The sequence below is a fragment of the Rhizobium sp. A37_96 genome (assembly GCF_053521765.1).
Genome location: NZ_JBNWDS010000013.1, coordinates 35,638 through 53,484, shown reverse-complemented (window position 1 = coordinate 53,484; position 17,847 = coordinate 35,638). Strand labels below are relative to the sequence as shown.

At 60.5% G+C, this 17,847-nt stretch carries 18 protein-coding genes; 8 read left to right on the top strand and 10 right to left on the bottom strand.

Annotated features, from left to right (window positions below; genetic code table 11):
- The first annotated feature begins 134 nt into the window (after nucleotides 1-134).
- Nucleotides 135-2,942, top strand: coding sequence for a DNA gyrase subunit A (gyrA, locus tag ACQZ6J_RS25565; RefSeq protein WP_449086179.1), 2,808 nt, complete (start codon nucleotides 135-137; stop codon nucleotides 2,940-2,942).
- 146 nt (nucleotides 2,943-3,088) lie between these two features.
- On the opposite strand, the gene ACQZ6J_RS25560 is transcribed toward gyrA, so the two are convergent.
- From ACQZ6J_RS25560 to ACQZ6J_RS25545, 4 genes are all read right to left on the bottom strand, one after another.
- The gene (locus ACQZ6J_RS25560; RefSeq protein ID WP_449086178.1) at nucleotides 3,089-3,979 is read right to left on the bottom strand and encodes an NAD-dependent epimerase/dehydratase family protein; all 891 of its coding nucleotides are present in this window, start codon (nucleotides 3,977-3,979) and stop codon (nucleotides 3,089-3,091) included.
- 216 nt (nucleotides 3,980-4,195) lie between these two features.
- The gene (locus ACQZ6J_RS25555) at nucleotides 4,196-4,330 is read right to left on the bottom strand and encodes a hypothetical protein (RefSeq protein WP_257713997.1); all 135 of its coding nucleotides are present in this window, start codon (nucleotides 4,328-4,330) and stop codon (nucleotides 4,196-4,198) included.
- 39 nt (nucleotides 4,331-4,369) lie between these two features.
- Entirely contained in the window at nucleotides 4,370-4,528 is a 159-nt protein-coding gene (locus ACQZ6J_RS25550; protein ID WP_015339886.1) for a hypothetical protein, read from the bottom strand.
- A gap of 91 nt (nucleotides 4,529-4,619) precedes the next feature.
- Nucleotides 4,620-4,844: a hypothetical protein gene (locus ACQZ6J_RS25545; RefSeq protein WP_163985795.1), complete on the bottom strand. Its 225-nt coding sequence runs from the start codon at nucleotides 4,842-4,844 to the stop codon at nucleotides 4,620-4,622.
- Between the two features lie 202 nt (nucleotides 4,845-5,046).
- On the opposite strand from ACQZ6J_RS25545, the gene coaD reads away from it, so the two are divergent.
- The 7 genes from coaD (at nucleotide 5,047) to ACQZ6J_RS25510 (ending at nucleotide 10,915) form a co-directional block, all read left to right on the top strand.
- Nucleotides 5,047-5,559 (top strand): pantetheine-phosphate adenylyltransferase, encoded by a 513-nt coding sequence (gene coaD, locus ACQZ6J_RS25540; protein WP_163985794.1) that lies wholly within the window; start codon nucleotides 5,047-5,049, stop codon nucleotides 5,557-5,559.
- Between the two features lie 29 nt (nucleotides 5,560-5,588).
- Nucleotides 5,589-6,161 carry a peptidylprolyl isomerase gene (locus ACQZ6J_RS25535; protein ID WP_163985793.1) on the top strand — a complete coding sequence of 191 codons (573 nt, stop codon included), beginning with the start codon at nucleotides 5,589-5,591 and terminating at the stop codon, nucleotides 6,159-6,161.
- 136 nt (nucleotides 6,162-6,297) lie between these two features.
- The gene (locus tag ACQZ6J_RS25530; protein WP_163985792.1) at nucleotides 6,298-6,807 is read left to right on the top strand and encodes a peptidylprolyl isomerase; all 510 of its coding nucleotides are present in this window, start codon (nucleotides 6,298-6,300) and stop codon (nucleotides 6,805-6,807) included.
- A gap of 74 nt (nucleotides 6,808-6,881) precedes the next feature.
- Entirely contained in the window at nucleotides 6,882-7,967 is a 1,086-nt protein-coding gene (gene queA / locus ACQZ6J_RS25525) for a tRNA preQ1(34) S-adenosylmethionine ribosyltransferase-isomerase QueA (RefSeq protein WP_449086177.1), read from the top strand.
- Between the two features lie 6 nt (nucleotides 7,968-7,973).
- Nucleotides 7,974-9,104 (top strand): tRNA guanosine(34) transglycosylase Tgt, encoded by a 1,131-nt coding sequence (gene tgt / locus ACQZ6J_RS25520; protein WP_449086176.1) that lies wholly within the window; start codon nucleotides 7,974-7,976, stop codon nucleotides 9,102-9,104.
- 243 nt (nucleotides 9,105-9,347) lie between these two features.
- A complete protein-coding gene (locus tag ACQZ6J_RS25515; RefSeq protein WP_163985789.1) occupies nucleotides 9,348-9,731 on the top strand; it encodes a VOC family protein in 384 nt (127 codons plus the stop codon).
- A 296-nt stretch (nucleotides 9,732-10,027) separates the two neighbouring features.
- Nucleotides 10,028-10,915, top strand: coding sequence for a cell wall hydrolase (locus tag ACQZ6J_RS25510; RefSeq protein ID WP_449086297.1), 888 nt, complete (start codon nucleotides 10,028-10,030; stop codon nucleotides 10,913-10,915).
- A gap of 79 nt (nucleotides 10,916-10,994) precedes the next feature.
- Here ACQZ6J_RS25510 and ACQZ6J_RS25505 read toward each other — a convergent pair whose 3' ends face one another.
- From ACQZ6J_RS25505 to ACQZ6J_RS25480, 6 genes are all read right to left on the bottom strand, one after another.
- Nucleotides 10,995-11,417, bottom strand: coding sequence for a DUF4864 domain-containing protein (locus tag ACQZ6J_RS25505; RefSeq protein WP_449086175.1), 423 nt, complete (start codon nucleotides 11,415-11,417; stop codon nucleotides 10,995-10,997).
- A 57-nt stretch (nucleotides 11,418-11,474) separates the two neighbouring features.
- Entirely contained in the window at nucleotides 11,475-12,740 is a 1,266-nt protein-coding gene (fabF, locus tag ACQZ6J_RS25500) for a beta-ketoacyl-ACP synthase II (RefSeq protein WP_449086174.1), read from the bottom strand.
- Between the two features lie 17 nt (nucleotides 12,741-12,757).
- On the bottom strand, nucleotides 12,758-13,264 hold the full coding sequence (locus ACQZ6J_RS25495) for a winged helix-turn-helix transcriptional regulator (protein WP_449086173.1): 507 nt from the start codon (nucleotides 13,262-13,264) through the stop codon (nucleotides 12,758-12,760).
- Between the two features lie 245 nt (nucleotides 13,265-13,509).
- Nucleotides 13,510-13,926, bottom strand: a complete 417-nt coding sequence (locus tag ACQZ6J_RS25490) for an NUDIX hydrolase (RefSeq protein ID WP_449086172.1) — start codon at nucleotides 13,924-13,926, stop codon at nucleotides 13,510-13,512.
- 55 nt (nucleotides 13,927-13,981) lie between these two features.
- Nucleotides 13,982-15,883, bottom strand: a complete 1,902-nt coding sequence (locus ACQZ6J_RS25485; protein WP_449086171.1) for an ABC transporter ATP-binding protein — start codon at nucleotides 15,881-15,883, stop codon at nucleotides 13,982-13,984.
- 2 nt (nucleotides 15,884-15,885) lie between these two features.
- Nucleotides 15,886-17,667, bottom strand: coding sequence for an ABC transporter ATP-binding protein (locus tag ACQZ6J_RS25480; protein ID WP_246725723.1), 1,782 nt, complete (start codon nucleotides 17,665-17,667; stop codon nucleotides 15,886-15,888).
- Nucleotides 17,668-17,847 lie beyond the last annotated feature (180 nt).

Genomic DNA, 17,847 nt, shown 5'->3' with positions numbered 1-17,847 from the left:
GTTACGCCACGGAAATGTGCGATTTTGCGGCTTAAAGGGCAAAAGCCTGTTCAAAAACACCGGCCCAAATTGGCGCTCGCCGGGCCTTTCGGCTATAAATTTCGCAGTGATTCTAAAAGAGATCGTGATCTGTTTTGACTGAGCAAACACCACCCGGCGGCGGGAAGCTCCCGCCAGGCATCGAGCCGATTTCCATCATGGAGGAAATGCAGCGGTCGTATCTCGATTACGCCATGAGCGTGATCGTCAGCCGCGCGCTTCCCGACGTTCGCGATGGTCTCAAGCCAGTTCATCGGCGCATCCTCTATGCGGCCCATCAGAGCGGCTATCACTGGAACCGCAAGTATGTGAAGTCGGCCCGTCCCGTCGCCGACGTCATGGGTAGCTACCACCCGCACGGCGACGCTTCGATCTATGACGCCTTGGTCCGCATGGCGCAGAATTGGTCGATGCGCGTGCCGCTCATCGACGGACAGGGCAATTTCGGCTCGATCGACGGCGATCCGCCGGCGGCGATGCGCTACACGGAATCGCGCCTGACGAAGGTTGCCCACGAGCTGCTCGAGGACATCGACAAGGAAACGGTCGATTTCCAGGAAAACTACGATGCGACCACGGAAGAGCCGAAGGTTCTGCCGGCGCGCTTCCCGAACCTGCTCGTCAACGGTTCCGGCGGTATCGCCGTCGGCATGGCGACGAACATTCCGCCGCACAATCTTTCGGAAGTGATCGACGGCTGTATTGCCCTCATCGACAATCCGGCGATCGAGCTGCCCGAGATGATGCAGATCATCCCCGGCCCGGATTTTCCGACTGGTGCGAAGATCCTCGGCCGCGCCGGCATCCGCTCCGCTTACGAGACGGGGCGCGGTTCGGTTATCATGCGCGGTGTCGCAACCATCGAGCCGATGCGCGGCGACCGCGAGCAGATCATCATCACCGAGATTCCCTTCCAGGTGAACAAGGCCTCGATGATCGAGAAGATGGCCGAGCTGGTACGCGAGAAGCGCATCGAGGGCATCTCCGACCTGCGCGACGAATCCGACCGCCAGGGCTATCGCGTGGTCGTCGAATTGAAGCGCGATGCCAATGCCGACGTCATTCTCAATCAGCTTTATCGCTATACGCCGCTGCAGACCTCCTTCGGCTGCAACACGGTGGCGCTGAACGGCGGCAAGCCCGAGCAGATGAACCTGATGGATATGCTGCGCGCGTTCGTGGCATTCCGCGAGGAAGTCATCAGCCGCCGCACGAAGTATCTGCTGCGCAAGGCGCGCGATCGCGCCCACGTCTTGGTCGGTCTGGCGATTGCTGTCGCCAATATCGATGAAGTCATCCGCGTCATTCGCCAGGCGCCGGATCCGCAGACGGCCCGCGAAGAGCTGATGACTCGCCGCTGGAACGCCGCCGACGTCGAATCGCTTATCCGGCTAATCGATGACCCGCGTCACCGCATCAACGAGGACGGCACCTACAACCTCTCGGAAGAGCAGGCCCGCGCGATCCTCGAACTTCGTCTTGCACGTCTGACCGCTCTCGGCCGTGATGAAATCGATGAGGAACTCAATCAGATCGGCGCCGAGATCAAGGATTATCTGGATATTCTCTCGTCGCGCGCCCGCATTCAAACCATTGTAAAAGATGAGCTTTCTGCGGTTCGCGAAGAGTTCGGGACGCCGCGTCGCAGCGAGATCGTCGATGGCGGCCTCGAGATGGACGATGAAGATCTGATCGCCCGCGAGGACATGGTCGTAACCGTTTCCCATCTCGGCTACATCAAGCGTGTGCCGCTGACGACCTATCGCGCGCAGCGCCGTGGCGGCAAGGGCCGCTCCGGTATGACGACCCGTGACGAAGATTTCGTTACCCGGCTATTTGTTCTCAACACACACACGCCGGTTCTGTTCTTCTCGTCGCGCGGTATCGTATATAAGGAAAAGGTTTGGCGCCTGCCCATCGGCACGCCCACGTCGCGCGGCAAGGCGCTGATCAACATGCTGCCGCTGGAACCTGGCGAACGCATCACCACGATCATGCCGCTGCCCGAGGACGAGGATAGCTGGGATAATCTCGACGTAATGTTCACGACGACGCGCGGAACCGTGCGCCGCAACAAGCTGTCGGATTTCGTGCAGGTGAACCGCAACGGCAAGATCGCCATGAAGCTCGAGGAAGAGGGTGATGAAATCCTCTCCGTCGAGACCTGTACGGAACATGACGACGTGCTGATGACGACGGCGCTCGGCCAGTGTATCCGCTTCTCGGTTTCGGACGTACGCGTCTTTGCCGGCCGCAACTCGATCGGCGTTCGCGGCATCAGCCTCGCATCCGGCGACCGTATCATTTCCATGACGATCGTCCGGCATGTGGACGCGGAACCCTGGGAACGCGCTGCCTACCTCAAGCGCTCCGTCAACGAGCGTCGTTTTGCGACGGGCGAGGACGAGGAGATCGCGCTGGTTGGCGAGGAGGTCACCGAAGAGGGACAGCTGAGCGACGAGCGGTACGAAGAACTGAAGGCGCTCGAGCAATTCGTTCTGACGGTGTCGGAAAAGGGCTTTGGCAAGCGTTCGTCTTCCTATGACTTCCGCATCTCCGGCCGCGGCGGCAAGGGCATCCGCGCTACCGACACCTCGAAGACGGGCGAGATCGGCGAACTCGTCGCCGCTTTCCCGGTCGAGGATGGCGATCAGATCATGCTCGTCTCGGATGGCGGCCAGTTGATCCGCGTTCCCGTCGGCGGCATCCGTCTCGCGAGCCGCGCCACCAAGGGCGTCACCATCTTCTCCACCGCCAAGGATGAGAAGGTCGTGTCCGTCGAGCGCATCAGCGAGCCCGAAAACGACGAGGATGATGCCGCGTCGGGTGAGGATGATGCTGATGCTGATGCTGATGCTGTTGCCGGGGAAGCCGGCGATGTCGAGGGCGGCAGCGAGGAATAGGCTTCGCCGCACTCGGCCGGCGAAGCTGTGGCTGGCCGGCCAGCACGCCTGGAAGTGCAATCTTTTCAATCGCATGAGCTTGGCAACAGGCTCATGCGATTGTTTTTTATGGCATGTGTCGGCGCGAGGGATAATCGCGACAGGTTCTATTCGGGCTGCTTATTGCTTCGAGAGAAGGGCGGCAGAACCTCCAGGCTTTCCCGATCCAATTGTGCAAATAGCTCGTCATAGCCGAAGCGGAAGTGCCATCCGAGGACAGCGCCTGCCGATTTCGACGTATAGACGCGATCGATGCTTTGCGGCAGAGGCCAGTTTCTCTGCGCAAATTTCGCGGCCAGACCGGGCGCGCGCAATCGGATGACGGAGGCTGCATCGACCGCCAGGGCTTCGCAATCTTCCGGTTTGAAGAGCGTTCCCGCAGAGATGATATGCCGTTGGAAGGGATCGCCTCCATTGGTCAATGCTGTGGCGTGGGCGTCGGCAACGTCGCGTATGTCGATGCCGCGATGCAATCGATAGACGGCCATGATTTCGGCGGACTCCGGAAAGCTTCGAGACATGCGCAGGACGCGCACCTGAAAATCCCGACCGGCCATGCCTTTCAGAATCTGCTCGGCTTCCAGTTTCGTGCGGTGATAGATGCTTTTCGGTTGCGGCGCGGTGTCTTCATCGATCCATGTGCAGCGGCCGGGAGCCACTGCGCGACCGTAAAGCGCCGTCGTGCTGGTAAACGCCAGTCGCTTCACGCCAGCGGCCAGAGCGGCCTCAGCCAATAGCAAGGTCCCATCCACATTGATGCGGCGAAACTCGTCATCGGAGACTGTTCCCACATGGGGCGCATGCAGCGCCGCGCAATGGACGATTGCGTCCGCTCCGGCTAACGCTCGGCGCAGCAGCGCTGTATCGGTAAAATCTCCAACGATGTGCGTCGATGAAAATGGTGAGCGATCGATCCCTATGACCGTATGATTTGACGCCAATGCGTTGAAGACAGCGCGGCCAAGCCGTCCGGAGCTGCCGGTCAGAACAATGCGCATGTCGATCCCTCGGTAAACTCGGACCACCATAGCACGATTGAAGCAATTGCCGTCCTTCCTCTCGCAAAATCAGGCTCTTGCGTAGCGGTGGCGGGGCATGGAGGAGGAAGACCTACATTGTAGTGACAATAAAAAACCGGACGCTGGCGGGGAGAGCGTCCGGTTCAAGGGTCCATCCGAGCATCTGGCGGGGAGAGGATGCCCGGTACGCGGAGATCAGAGCGTCTTGTGACGCTTATGCAGTCTCTTGCTCTCTTCGCTTTCGCGATGGAGCGCCGAAATGGTGGATGCGACTGACACGACAAACATGATGCTGATGAAAAGCGTAAGCAGCGTCAAAATTGTGAACATGATCGCTCCCTCCTTTGGTGGGACTAGCGTTCAGATCCCTTAATACTGGCTCGAGGCAACGAAGGGACGAGCCGAAGCAAAGGGACCGTAGATCTTCGACTGGTCGGGTTTCTGATCGTAAAGCGCAACGGTTGCTGCAAGCATTCCCGAAATCATGGCCATCCAAACAACGTTAATGAGGGTGATCTTGTCGGGCATACTCTTCTTCCTTCTTGCCGCAATGTGCAAATCTGAGTTCGGACTGTAAACGCAGCGGTTCATAAATGGTTCCGCCGATATTGAGAGCTATCTAGCAATGGCCGCCTGAAGCGACCTTGAATGCCTTGTTCATCTGGCGTTCAGATTCGCGATGCGTCCTGCGCATGGCGGTGGCGATTTCTTGGGCAAAATCGATGTCTTTGCTGATTTTTTCGGCAGAATCCCATTCGATCTCATAGTTGTCTGCAAAAAGATGAACGAGATATTCAATGAAAAATGAACCGATGATGGCGCCTGCGATGATGAAGACGAGCATGGCATGATTTCCTTGGAGCCGAGACCCGCGAGCCGCTGAACCGGGCCCGTTTCGATGTTGAGGCCAGTTAAAGCACTGCCGAGCTGAAACAGGCTTGAACGTCGCGTTCATCCAGCGTTCAGAGGCGGTCTCCGGGTTGCAAATGACTTGCGATGCGGCCTCATCCATGACAAAAGGCGTCGAAACAACGAGCCGGCCTGGTATGACGACAGCCTTTTATCCCGGATCTTTCGACCCGATGACAAACGGACACTTGGATGTCCTCGTTCAGGCGTTGAACGTCGCCTCCAAGGTGATCGTGGCGATTGGCATTCACCCTGGCAAGAAGCCGCTTTTCTCTTTCGAGGAGCGTGCCGAGCTGATCAAGAAGTCGCTCGCCGAGGCTCTGCCGCAGAAGGCGGGCGATATATCCGTCGTCGCCTTCGACAATCTCGTGGTGGATGCCGCCCGTGCCCATGGCGCGACCTTGCTGGTGCGCGGCCTGCGGGACGGTACGGATCTCGATTATGAAATGCAGATGGCCGGCATGAACAGGCAGATGGCGCCGGATATACAGACGCTGTTTCTGCCCGCCGGTACAGCCTCGCGGCCCATAACCGCCACATTGGTGCGGCAGATCGCATCGATGGGCGGCAATGTGAGCGCCTTCGTGCCGTCAGCGGTTCTGGACGCCCTGACTGGCAAACTCAAAGATGTGGCCGGCCCCAAGGGCTGAGCTGAAATCCATTTCCGAACGGAGCACCCATGAAACTCTTTCATATTGCATTGGCTGGATTCCTGAGCCTTGCTGCCTTCGCGGGCAGCGCATTGTCGGCATCGGCCGAAGACCTGCTGACCATCCAGCTCAAGGACGGTCCGGTCGTCATTCAGCTTATGCCCGAAGTGGCTCCGAAGCATGTCGCGCAGATCGAGGCGCTGGCGAAGAAGGGCGCTTACGACAACGTCGTCTTCCATCGCGTCATCGACGGCTTCATGGCCCAGACCGGCGACGTCCAGTACGGGAATGCGACGAAGGGCTTCGATCCGAACAAGGCCGGCACCGGCGGTTCCGATTTGCCCAACCTTCCGGCCGAATTCTCCAAGGTCCCGTTCCAGCGCGGCACCGTCGGCATGGCGCGTGCCCAGGATCCGAACTCGGCCAATTCGCAGTTCTTCATCATGTTCGCTGACGGCGATTTCCTGAACGGCCAGTACACGGTCGTCGGCAAGGTCATCTCCGGCATGGAATTCGTCGACAAGATCAAGCGCGGCGAAGGCCAGAACGGCGAAGTGAGCAAGCCGGACCGGATGATCAAGGTCACCGTCACCAAGAAGTGATTTCACAGGTATGATCCCAAGGAACGCGACGCGGTTTTTGGATAGGATCATGCCGAGGCAAGTTGCATGATCCCGCAAGGTGCAAAGCCGTTCGGGGAAACATGCGCAACCAAACAGAGAGAACAAGGAAACGAACATGGCTGAGATCAAGGACCCGGAAAACACCCTCATCCTGGAAACCACCAAGGGCCAGGTTGTCATTCAGCTTCTGCCGCAGGTCGCCCCGGAGCATGTCGCCCGCATCAAGGAACTCGCACGCGAGAAGGCCTATGACGGCGTCGTCTTCCATCGCGTCATCGACGGCTTCATGGCCCAGACCGGCGACGTTCAGTTCGGCAAGCAGGGCAGCGAAACCTTCAATCCAGGCCGTGCCGGCATGGGCGGCTCGTCCAAGCCGGACCTGAAGGCCGAATTCTCCGCGACCTCGCATATTCGCGGCACCTGCTCGATGGCGCGTTCGCAGAACCCGAACTCGGCCAACTCGCAGTTCTTCATCTGCTTTGCCGATGCTCCCTGGCTGAACAAGCAGTATTCCGTCTGGGGTCAGGTCATCTCCGGCATGGATTTCGTCGACCAGATCAAGCGCGGCGAGCCGGTGAAGGATCCGGACTCGATCGTATCCGCTCGGGTTGCCGCCGACGTCTGATCGTGATTATTCCTGAAACCCGCCTCTTGCGCTTTTGGCGTGGGGGCGGGTTTCGCTTTGCCTGGATGAATTGAATGCGTGTTGACCTTTTCGATTTCGATTTGCCGGAGGAGCGTATCGCGCTCAGGCCCGCAGAACCGCGCGACAGCGCGCGCCTGCTCGTCGTCGATCCGAACAACGGCACAAGCACGCTGAGCGACCATCAGGTGCGGGACCTGCCATCCTTCCTGCGCCCCGGCGATGCCATGGTTTTCAACGATACCAAGGTGATACCGGCGCAACTTGAAGGCATCCGCCATCGCGAGGGCGCGCCCGGTCAACAGGTCTCCGCGACCCTGCACATGCGCGCCGCCCCCGATCGCTGGAAGGCGTTTGCCAGGCCGGGCAAGCGCATCAAGATCGGCGACCGCATCCAGTTCGGCCACGGCGAAAATGTCTGCGCGCTCGGTTCGCTCGATACCACGGTCGAGGAAAAGGGCGAGGGCGGAGAGATCACTCTCCGGTTCGATCTGTCCGGTCCTGCTCTGGATGAGGCGATCGCCGCTGTGGGGCATATCCCTCTGCCGCCCTATATCGCGGCCAAGCGGCCGGAAGACGACCGCGACCGCGCCGACTACCAGACGATCTATGCCCGCGAAGAGGGTGCCGTTGCAGCACCGACCGCCGGGCTGCATTTCACTCCGTCGCTGTTTGCGGCACTCGATGCCATGGGCGTCGAGCGGCATTTCGTGACGCTGCATGTCGGCGCCGGCACGTTCCTGCCGGTCAAGGCCGACGACACGGACGACCACAAGATGCATTTCGAGATTGGCCATGTCGATGCTGTGACGGCAGACAAGCTCAATGCCGTCAAGGCAAGGGGCGGGCGCATCGTCTGCGTTGGAACGACGTCGCTGCGTTTGATCGAAAGTGCCGCCGCCGATGATGGCACTATCCAGCCTTGGCAGGGCGCCACGGGCATCTTCATCACGCCCGGCTACCGCTTCAAGGCCGTGGATATGCTGATGACCAATTTCCACCTGCCGCGCTCGACACTGTTCATGCTCGTATCGGCCTTCGCCGGCCTCGATACGATGCGCGCGGCCTATACCCATGCTATCGAGACGGGCTATCGCTTCTATTCCTATGGCGATGGCAGCCTGCTCCACCGGAAAGACTAGAACGATATGAGCGAGAGCTTTCAGTTTCAATTGAAGAAGACCGATGGCGGCGCCCGCCTCGGCGAAGTCTCCATGCCGCGCGGCACGATCCGCACGCCGGCCTTCATGCCCGTTGGCACCGTCGGCACCGTCAAGGCCATGTATCTCGACCAGGTGCGCGAAACCGGCGCCGATATCATTCTCGGCAATACCTACCATCTGATGTTGCGCCCGACCGCCGAGCGTGTCGCCCGTCTCGGCGGCCTGCATGAGCTGATCCGCTGGCCGTATCCGATCCTGACCGATTCCGGCGGCTTCCAGGTGATGTCTCTCTCCGGCCTGCGAAAGCTGGACGAGCAGGGCGTCACCTTCAAGTCGCATGTCGACGGCAGCCTGCATCACATGTCGCCGGAGCGATCGATCGAGATTCAAGGGCTGCTCGGTTCCGACATCCAGATGCAGCTCGACGAGTGCGTCGCCCTGCCGGCGACGCCGAAGGACATCGAGCGCGCCATGGAAATGTCGTTGCGTTGGGCTGAGCGCTGCAAGGTGGCCTTCGGCAATCAGCCGGGCAAGGCAATGTTCGGCATCGTCCAGGGCGGGGATGTTCCGGAGCTGCGTGTGCGTTCCGCACAGGCGCTGAGCGGCATGGATCTTAAGGGCTACGCGGTCGGCGGTCTTGCTGTCGGCGAGCCGCAGGAGGTCATGCTGCGTATGCTGGAGATCACGCTGCCCGAGCTGCCGAGGGATAAGCCGCGCTATCTGATGGGCGTTGGCACCCCGGACGACATCCTGAAGTCCGTCGCCCGTGGCATCGACATGTTCGATTGCGTGATGCCGACCCGTTCAGGCCGCCACGGACTGGCCTTCACGCGTCGCGGCAAGGTGAATATCCGCAACGCCCGCCATGCCGAGGATATGCGCCCGCTGGACGAGCAATCCAATTGCCCGGCCTCGCGGGACTACTCGCGCGCCTACTTGCATCATCTCGTCCGCGCCAACGAGGCTCTCGGCGGCATGCTGCTTTCCTGGCACAATCTCGCCTACTACCAGGAACTGATGCAGGGCATCCGCCAGTCGATCGCCGAGGGTCGTTTCGCCGATTTCATGGCCGAAACGCAGGAAAACTGGGCGAGGGGCGACCTCGAGCCGGTTTGATAGCCAACATAAGCGAGCACCGAGCCCGCGTTTGCTTGTCTGCGAGGCGATTTCGCGGTATCGCAAATCGTCGAAAAAGGCAGGGTCGGTTTCGGTAAGCCCGACCTCTTCCATTCGGAAGCTCTGCTCCACGCTATTGGCGTGAGAACCCACGACGCGGAATTTGGCCATAGTGGCCGAGTGTCCCGCGTTGACGTGGGTGTTTGACCGACATGTCTCCGCGGGAAAGCCTCTGGAGCTGTCATGAGATTGAACCACCTGGATCTGCATGTGCCCGATGTCGCGGCGACGCGGGATTTCTTCGTTTCCGCGTTCGGCTTGAGCGAGGTCGAGACGCGGGGTACAAATGGCCTAGCGATATTGCGTGACGATGCCGGGCTTGAACTGGTCGTCAGCCATGCCATCGAGAAATTCGGCGGAGCCGACACCGTCGCTGTCGGCCGCAATACCTATCACATCGGCTTCATATTGCCCTCCCGCGAGGCAGTCGACGCACAGTACGAGCGGGTTAGGGCGGCGGGCTGCGAGATCGCGCACCCACCGGCTGCCATGCGTGGCGGATGGCTGTTCTATTGCTTCGCGCCGGGGCGAATCCTCATCGAAGTGGGATGGCGTCCAAGCGGTTAAGCCGCGTGGTAAATCTTTTATTATCGATTGATTGCTACCTTTGACGGACATCGTTTCGAGCCGGCTGAAACAGGCTTGCCTCAGGCAATCTCTGTCTTCGGTCGTGTCTCGAAATGAGCTTCGTAACAATAAAGCATTGGGAAAAATAGCGAATCGGAATAAACGGTCCATCCGCCTTTGATGAACCTCATTGGCTGATTTGATTGCGTGACGCTTGGAATTTCAAAAAAATCCGGTTAAAACGCATTTTCTTTATCGATAAGGGCTGTACTACCGAAAATAGGAGGCACTTGCCGTTGAGGGCGCAACGCAAATTCGGGACATGTCTTTCGGGGCTATTGATTGTTGGCCTGGCAGCCACGGGCTGTACGACGACGCAGAAGACAGCACCCGCCCCCCGCAATACCACGAAGCCTATTCGTGGTGCGAAGGTGACTTATAATTACACCACGAAGGACAAGGACTGTCTCGAGCGCGCGATGTATTTCGAGTCGGAACGCTCTGATTCCGGCGGTTACATGGCCGTCGGAACGGTCGTCATGAACCGGCTGACCTCCGGTGCCTATCCGCCCACCATCTGCGGCGTTGTCTCCCAGGAAAAGCAGTTCGCTCCGGGCGTGATGACCAGGGAAGTCAAGGATCAGGCAAAGCCGGATCTTGAGGTGGCGGCTTCGGCCCTCCTGCGTGGCGAGCGGCATCCCCAGGTGAAGGACGCCATGTTCTTTCATACCGAGGGGCTGAGATTCCCGTACGATAATATGCATTATGTCGCTTATGCTGGCGGGAACGCATTCTACGAGAAGCGTGGCCGGGATGGCGAGCTGCAGACGCCTGCGCCGCTTCCGGCTTACGAGGTTGCGATGAACTATGTGTCGACGCAAGGCGCGTCGCAATCTCCGTTCGTCTTGCCGGAAACGCAGCCGGAGCAACCGGCTTCTTCCGTTGCCGCTTTTACGCCCGTCTCTAACCCGACGGTGATGATGCCGGCAACCACCGTCGTCATACCGGCTGCTGTTCCCATCCCGACGCCGGCGCCGACCTCCATGGCGATTTCGGGGCCGATCTCGGATGAAAACACGTTTGCCAATCCGTTGGTGCCACCGTCGGTTATAGCGATCCCGCAGCCGCGTCCCGAATTCGACGGCAACAGCCCTGCAGGAAACTCCCTCAGGATTCGCGGCTAAGAGACTTGGCCGAGCCCTTTGAACGGCGCGTTTCTCCCCGAGAGGCGCGCTGTTTTCGTATCGATGTGTGGCTACCCGCTCAGATACCTTCGCTTGCCGCTTTGGGGAGAATCTGCACGCCGTTGATCTTGTAGCTGCCGTCCGGCTGCCGGATGATCTGATAGATCGCCGTCCAGTCCTTGTCGTCGGTGCCTGTGATCAGTACCTCCTGATAGACGACGGCGCCATTGTCGATCGCGCGGCTCTTGCCGAAGGCATAGTTTCCGGGGTGATAGACCGGCTGGTAGCTCTTCTTCACCATGGAGAAAAAGCTGTCCTTGTCCGGGAAAAGCGCCTTGATGCCGGGGGCGGCGAAGGAATAGGCCGTCGCCGCGTCATTGTGCAGAAACGCTTGGATCTGCTGCTCAATGAGGCTCTGCGCCGTCTGCACCGGATCTTCCGCTCGAGCGGCCGGTGCGAAGGCGATGCAGCAGAGAAAAGCGGCTATCAAAAAAGCGCGCATGTCCAACCCCAGCCATATGACCGTAGGATAGCGCGCTTTACGCTTCGGTAGAAGCGATTACTGCCAGCGCCGGAAGAGGGCGCTGGCATTGACGCCGCCAAAACCGAAACCGTTGGTAATCGCATAGTCCATGGCCATCGGCCGCGCGCTCGCGCCGACGATATCGATCCCTGCGGCTGCGGGATCCGGATCCTGCAGATTGCGCGTCGGCGGGGCGATCTGGTCTCGCAGCGCCATGATGGTGAAGATCGCTTCCATGCCGCCGGCCGCACCCAGAAGATGGCCAGTGGCCGCCTTCGTGCCGCTGACCGCAATGGCGCCGTCGCGGCCGAAGACGGTCTTGATGGCTTCCATCTCGCCACGGTCGCCGACCGGCGTCGATGTGGCATGGGCGTTCAGATGCTTGACGTCGGCCGGTGAGATCCGGGCTTGGGAAAGGGCGGCAAGCATGGCCCGACGCGCGCCGTCGCCATCTTCCGGTCCGGCGGTCATGTGATAGGCATCGGCGGCGGTGCCGTAGCCGACGAGCTCCGCAAGTGGCGTTGCGCCGCGGGCGAGCGCGTGCTCCAGGGTCTCGATAACGAGCATGCCGGCGCCTTCGCCCATGACGAAGCCGTCGCGGGCATTGTCGAAGGGACGGGAGGCCTCCTCCGGTCGATTGCTGAAGCCCGTCGAGAGTGCGCGCGCCGCGGCGAAGCCGCCGAGGCTCACCTTGTCGATGCAGGCTTCCGCACCGCCGCAGATGGCGATGTCGGCCTCACCGGCACGGATCAATCGCGCGGCGTCGCCGATTGCCTGGACACTGGCGGCGCAAGCCGTGACCGGCGCCCCGAGCGGCCCCTTGTAGCCGTAGCGGATACTGACCTGGCCTGCCGCGAGATTGACGAGGAAGGACGGGATGGTGAAAGGCGACAGTCGTCTGACTCCGCGCGTTTCGGCCGTGCGCACCGCATCGGCGATGGCAGGAAAGCCACCGACGCCCGATGCAATGATCGTAGCCGTGCGCTCCAGATCGTTGACTTCCGTCGGCTGCCAGCCCGCCTGAAGGATCGCTTCCTCGGCAGCTGCCATGGCCAAGAGGATGAAGCGATCCATCTTCTTCTGATCCTTGACCGGCACGTAGCGGTCGACCTCGAAGCCGGCTTCCGCATCCTCTGAAATATCGGGAACAACACCGCCAACCTTGGCGGCGAGATCGCCGGTCGTCTCCTCAGGCAACAGCCTGAGGCCCGAGCGTCCCTCGATCAGCCGTCTCCAGCTTGCATTCACACCGACGCCCAAGGGAGAAACCAGTCCCATGCCGGTGACGACGATACGATCCATATCTTGCTCCTATTCGGTCAGGCGTCGAAGCCCAGAAACCATGCCTTCATTTGGGCGATCCGTTCATGAACGGTATCGTCGGCCGCCGGCCCCGGCACGAGGATCGTGTCTTCGGGCTGAAAGGTGCGGCCGGTGACACGGTCGATGAGAAGCGGGTCGCGATCTTCCCCGGTATTGGCGTCTGCAAGCCGCATGGCGACCTGTTCCGGCGGCAAATGCCGGTTGCCCCAGGTGAAGAGCGCCATCAGCACGGGGAAGAAATCCCGGCCCTTGTCGGTCAGCACATATTCGTAGCGCGGCGGCCGTTCATGATAGAGGCGCCGTTCGAACAGACCTTCATCGGTCAGATGCTTGAGGCGACGCGTCAGGATGTTCGGCGCGACGCCGAGATTCCTCTGGAACTCATCGAACCGGCTCAACCCCTGAAGGGCATCCCGCAGGATCAGGATGCTCCACCAGTCGCCAACGCTTTCAAGCGCTCGGGCGGCTGGACATTTGAAGGCGCTGAAGCTGGTTCTTTGCATGGATAGGGCAAGTAGCACGAGTAACTATCATGATGCAAGTTACTATTGAGGAGCTGCAACGCGGTTGTTCTCGCTTGGATATTTCGCGATTGGCTTGCGATTTCGGCCAGATGGGTAACGGCAGGATCGAGATCGTAGAACGCATTCTCGAATTGCTCGCAAGAATCTACGGATGGCGGAAACCTATTCCACCAACCGCGCTCGGGGGCACATATTCCGGTGTGACGTCATAGTCACCGTGAGGCTTAAGCGGGCTCCGCTCCCCCGCGCGTGACTAAATTCCCGAGCAGCTCACGAAGCTGAGGCGGCGACAACTCGTCCTCGCACTCTATCGCGGCGGCGGTAAACCATCTCTGCTCGGTATGTTCGTCGTCGATAAGGCGCGGACAGCCGCGCCATTGATCGATGTGGTAGACATGGAACGCAGCGGATGCCTCGGTCTGGCCTTCCGAGACGAATTTCCCAACCAGCCGCCAGTGCTCCGGCGTAACGCCTATCTCTTCCGTCAGTTCTCGCCGCATCGCTGTCTCGGCGTCTTCGCCATGCTCGACATGCCCGCCTGGAAGACTCCAGCGATCCGGGTGCACTTTGCGCCTGGGGCCTCGCCTCGCAAGCAGAACGGTTCCGTTCAGAGTAAGGGCACCCATCGCAATGTCCGGCATCCATGCTTCCCCGGCTTGTCGCTATTCTGTTTTGAACGGATACTTTCCAATCAGCTCAAGTCTGCGATTCCGCCGGCACCGAAGCCGACACTTCCTCCTCCGGAATATCGTCGAAGGAAGCATAGTTGAGATTGTAGAGCTTCGAATAGAGCTTGCCGTTGGCCATGAGCTGATTGTGGTTGCCGCTTTCGAGAAGCTGGCCGTTTTGCAGCACGATGATGCGGTCGGCCTCGCGGATGGTGGCAAGGCGATGGGCGATGACGAGGCCGGTGCGGCCTTCGAGCAGCTTGACCAGCGCCTTCTGGATCAGCATCTCCGTGTAGCTGTCGATATTCGCCGTGGCTTCGTCGAGCACAAGGATCTTCGCGTCCGCGACGAGGGCGCGCGCAAAGCTGACGAGCTGACGTTGGCCCAGCGAAAGGCCACCGCCGCGCTCGCCGAGAACGGTGTCGTAGCCATCGGGCAGGCGCATGATGAACTCATGTGCGCCGACCGCCTTGGCGGCTTCGACGCTTTCCTCGCGCGTCGCCTCTGCCTTGTTGTAGCGAATGTTCTCCAGCACGGTGCCGGTGAAGAGGAACGGCTCCTGCAGCACCATGGCGACCTGCCGGCCGAGCGAATCCTGGGTGAGAGACCGAACGTCGTGACCGCCGACCAGCACCTGGCCTTCCTGCACGTCGTAGAAACGATGGATGAGAGCCATGGAGCTGGATTTGCCCGAGCCGGTCGGGCCGATCAGCGCCACGGTTTCCCCGGGATTGACCTTGAAGCTGACATTCTTGAGCACGGGATGCTTGGGATTGTAGCCGAAGACCACATCGCGGAACTCGACCGAGCCGTCCATATCGGGCGAAAGCTCCCTGGCATCGGGAGCATCCTTGATGTCGATCGGAACATCCAGCACTTCGGTCAAGCGCTGGCCGGAAGCCATGGCGCGCTGCATGACCGAATACTGCATCGTCAGCGAGCGGATCGGGTCGAAGAAACGCTGAATGTAGAACAGGAAGGCGACCATGATGCCGACATCAAGCTTATGGTTCAGAACCATCGAGCCGCCGACGATGATGACGATCGCCATGGCCATGCCGGTCAGCGTATCGACGATCGGCACCATGATCTGGGCATAGCGTGCCGCAGTCAGATGCGCTTCGAGGTTGGCGTGCGCCTTGTCGTCGAAGAGCGAGAAGTTGACCCCTTGCCGATGCATGCCCTGTACGGCGCGCACGCCATGGATCGCTTCCGCCAGCGCGCCGTTGGTGACGGAGTTCGTTTCATGCGCGTTCATGAAGGCGACGCGCGCCTTCGGCAGCCAGAACAGCCGGACGATGAACAGGATCGGCATGACGGACAGCGTCAGCAGCCCGAGCCGGAAATCGAGCGACAACATGACGATGACGATGCCGAAAAGCAGGGCGATATCGCCGACCGAAAGCACAGACGTTTCAAGGAATTCCTGCATGGAGTTAACGTCGCCCTGCAAGCGCGACATCAACCGTCCGACCTCCGTCTTGTCCATGAAGGACAGTGAAACGCGCTGCAGATGGGCGAACATCGCCCGGCGTATATCGAACAGCACTTCTTCGGCGACCTCGCCGACATAGGTCTCCTGCACGTAGCTCGCGCCGTAGTTGACGAGGATCGCCGCTCCGAAGATCCCCAGCGACAGCCAGAGCGCCGAGTAGTCTATCGCGCCCGGGGCCATGGCATTGTCGATCGCATGACGGATGACCAGCGGGATGACGATCTGTGACGCCGTGAACAGCAGCACGGCCACGACCGAAATATAGATCTGCCGGCGATAGGGGCTGACGAAGGCCCAGATGCGGCGAATGATCTTGGTGTCAAAGACCTTGCCGAAGATTTCCTCTTCGACGCGATGCGAACCGACCACCGCGCGGGGAGGGCGACGACCGTCCTCGCGCACATCGTTGCGCTCGGTTTCGGTGATTTCCGACATTGTCAAACCTCCCTCTTGGCCCTTTCGAGCCTGTCGCCGGATGTCTTGACGACATCGTCCTCCGGGCGAACCTGCAGATCATAAAGCGCCTTGTACCGCCCCCCAGCGGCCAGGAGCTGCTCGTGGGTGCCGCGCTCGACGATCTCGCCATCCTCGATGAACAGGATCTGGTCGGCATGCATCAGCGAACTCAGCCGGTGGGCGACGATCAATGTCACCCGATCTCGCGCAAAGCGCTTCATGGCGCTGCGGATGCGCTGCTCCGTCGCGGCGTCGATCGCCGCCGTCGAATCGTCGAATACCATCACGGCCGGCTTCAGCATCAATGTGCGGGCGATCGTCAGGCGCTGTCGCTGGCCGCCGGATAGCGACACGCCGCGCTCGCCGACGACTGTGGTATAGCCGGCCGGCAGGCCGAGGATGTAGTTGTGCAACTGCGCCGATTCCGCCGCCCGTTCGATGCGGGTTTCTTTCGCCCAGGGGTCGCCGTAGGCGATATTGTTCTCGATGCTCGTCGTGAACAGGAAGGAATCCTGCTGCACCACGGCAACGTTCTGCCGCAGCGATTGCAGCGTTGCCTTGCGGATATCCTGGCCGTCTATGGTGATCTGCCCGGCCGTGACGTCGTAGAAGCGCGGAATGAGATGCGCGATGGTGGATTTGCCGCTGCCCGGCGGCCCGACGATCCCTATCGTCTCGCCACGCCTTGCCTCGAAACAGATGTTCGTCAGCACCGGTCGCTTTTCCGACCCCGGATAGCTGAAGCCGACATTCTCGAAACGCAGCGTGCCATCCGTCACGACGAGCGGTTTGGCATCCGGAGCGTCCTTGATGGGGATATCCAGGTCCAGCAGCGCAAACAGGCGCGAACCGCAGGTCGATGCGCGCGCGAAGGCGTTCACCATCAGGCCGAGCTGCCGCACCGGCATCTGCAGAATGGTCATGAAGGTCAGGAACGAGGCGAGGGTGCCGACGCTGATTTCGCCGCCAATGACCTTGAGGCCGCCGAGCCAGAGCACAAGCCCCATCGATGCGAAGAAGGAGAGGTTCATGGCGCTGGTATTGACGACGCGGATGCCCACTCGCTTGTGGGCGAGTTCAAGCGCGTTGTGCGAGGCGCGGTCGAACTTCAGGATTTCGTGCGCCTGTGCGGCGAAAGCGCGCACGACGCGGATGCCGCCGAGATTTTCCTCCATCACGCGCGTCAGGACCGAAAGGCGTTCCTGCAGATCGAGCCATGTCGAGCGCAACCGCAGCTGCGTGACGGAAGAGCGCCAGGCGACGAAGGGAACGAAGCTCAAGGCCAGCAGGCCGAGCGCGACATCGGTCGAGAGCAGCATGTAGGCGCCGACGCCGATCAGCATGCTCAGCAGCAACATGCGCACGAGCGCCGTGGAGAAATACATGCGCACGCCTTCAAGATCGAGCAGGCCGACCGTGATGAGATCGCCGGAATGGACCTTGTCGTGGAAGCTGAAGGAGAGCTGCTGGATCTTTTCGTAGCAGGCGAGCCTCAGCTCATAGCCCATGTGGTGGCCGACGGACTCGCTGTAGTAGTTCTGGACCATCGTGAACAAGCCGCGCAGGATGCTGACCACCAGCAGAAGCAGCGCGGTCGTCATCAGCGCATTTTCGGCGACATGCCCGGCCGCACCGCCGGCAACCGCTGTCTGCGTTTGATCGACGGCACGTCCCAACAGTCGGGGGATCGTCAACTGCAACGTTGCAGCTACAAAGGTTGCCCCTATGGCGAAGCTTGTCTGCCAAGGGTGGCGCAGCGTCATATGGGTGATTCGAACGATCGTGGACAGGCCTTGCCCCCAGCCGACCGCATTGACATGTGCGCGCGAAGTCAATGACTTCGCGGCGCTTCTTGAAGAATCGCTGCTCACGCTTTTATCCAGGCATGTTTAAATGAGGCGGGCCCGCAGACGGGTTCGTATCTCAGGGAAAGTATTGATAGG

Coding starts and splice junctions, on each gene's coding strand:
- ACQZ6J_RS25560 (WP_449086178.1), bottom strand. CDS start 3,979: ATGCGCATTGTTCTGACCGGCAGCTCCGGACGGCTTGGCCGCGCTGTC.
- ACQZ6J_RS25555 (WP_257713997.1), bottom strand. CDS start 4,330: ATGTTCACAATTTTGACGCTGCTTACGCTTTTCATCAGCATCATGTTT.
- ACQZ6J_RS25550 (WP_015339886.1), bottom strand. CDS start 4,528: ATGCCCGACAAGATCACCCTCATTAACGTTGTTTGGATGGCCATGATT.
- ACQZ6J_RS25545 (WP_163985795.1), bottom strand. CDS start 4,844: ATGCTCGTCTTCATCATCGCAGGCGCCATCATCGGTTCATTTTTCATT.
- coaD (WP_163985794.1), top strand. CDS start 5,047: ATGACGACAGCCTTTTATCCCGGATCTTTCGACCCGATGACAAACGGA.
- ACQZ6J_RS25535 (WP_163985793.1), top strand. CDS start 5,589: ATGAAACTCTTTCATATTGCATTGGCTGGATTCCTGAGCCTTGCTGCC.
- ACQZ6J_RS25530 (WP_163985792.1), top strand. CDS start 6,298: ATGGCTGAGATCAAGGACCCGGAAAACACCCTCATCCTGGAAACCACC.
- queA (WP_449086177.1), top strand. CDS start 6,882: ATGCGTGTTGACCTTTTCGATTTCGATTTGCCGGAGGAGCGTATCGCG.
- tgt (WP_449086176.1), top strand. CDS start 7,974: ATGAGCGAGAGCTTTCAGTTTCAATTGAAGAAGACCGATGGCGGCGCC.
- ACQZ6J_RS25515 (WP_163985789.1), top strand. CDS start 9,348: ATGAGATTGAACCACCTGGATCTGCATGTGCCCGATGTCGCGGCGACG.
- ACQZ6J_RS25505 (WP_449086175.1), bottom strand. CDS start 11,417: ATGCGCGCTTTTTTGATAGCCGCTTTTCTCTGCTGCATCGCCTTCGCA.
- fabF (WP_449086174.1), bottom strand. CDS start 12,740: ATGGATCGTATCGTCGTCACCGGCATGGGACTGGTTTCTCCCTTGGGC.
- ACQZ6J_RS25495 (WP_449086173.1), bottom strand. CDS start 13,264: ATGCAAAGAACCAGCTTCAGCGCCTTCAAATGTCCAGCCGCCCGAGCG.
- ACQZ6J_RS25490 (WP_449086172.1), bottom strand. CDS start 13,926: ATGCCGGACATTGCGATGGGTGCCCTTACTCTGAACGGAACCGTTCTG.
- ACQZ6J_RS25485 (WP_449086171.1), bottom strand. CDS start 15,883: ATGTCGGAAATCACCGAAACCGAGCGCAACGATGTGCGCGAGGACGGT.
- ACQZ6J_RS25480 (WP_246725723.1), bottom strand. CDS start 17,667: ATGACGCTGCGCCACCCTTGGCAGACAAGCTTCGCCATAGGGGCAACC.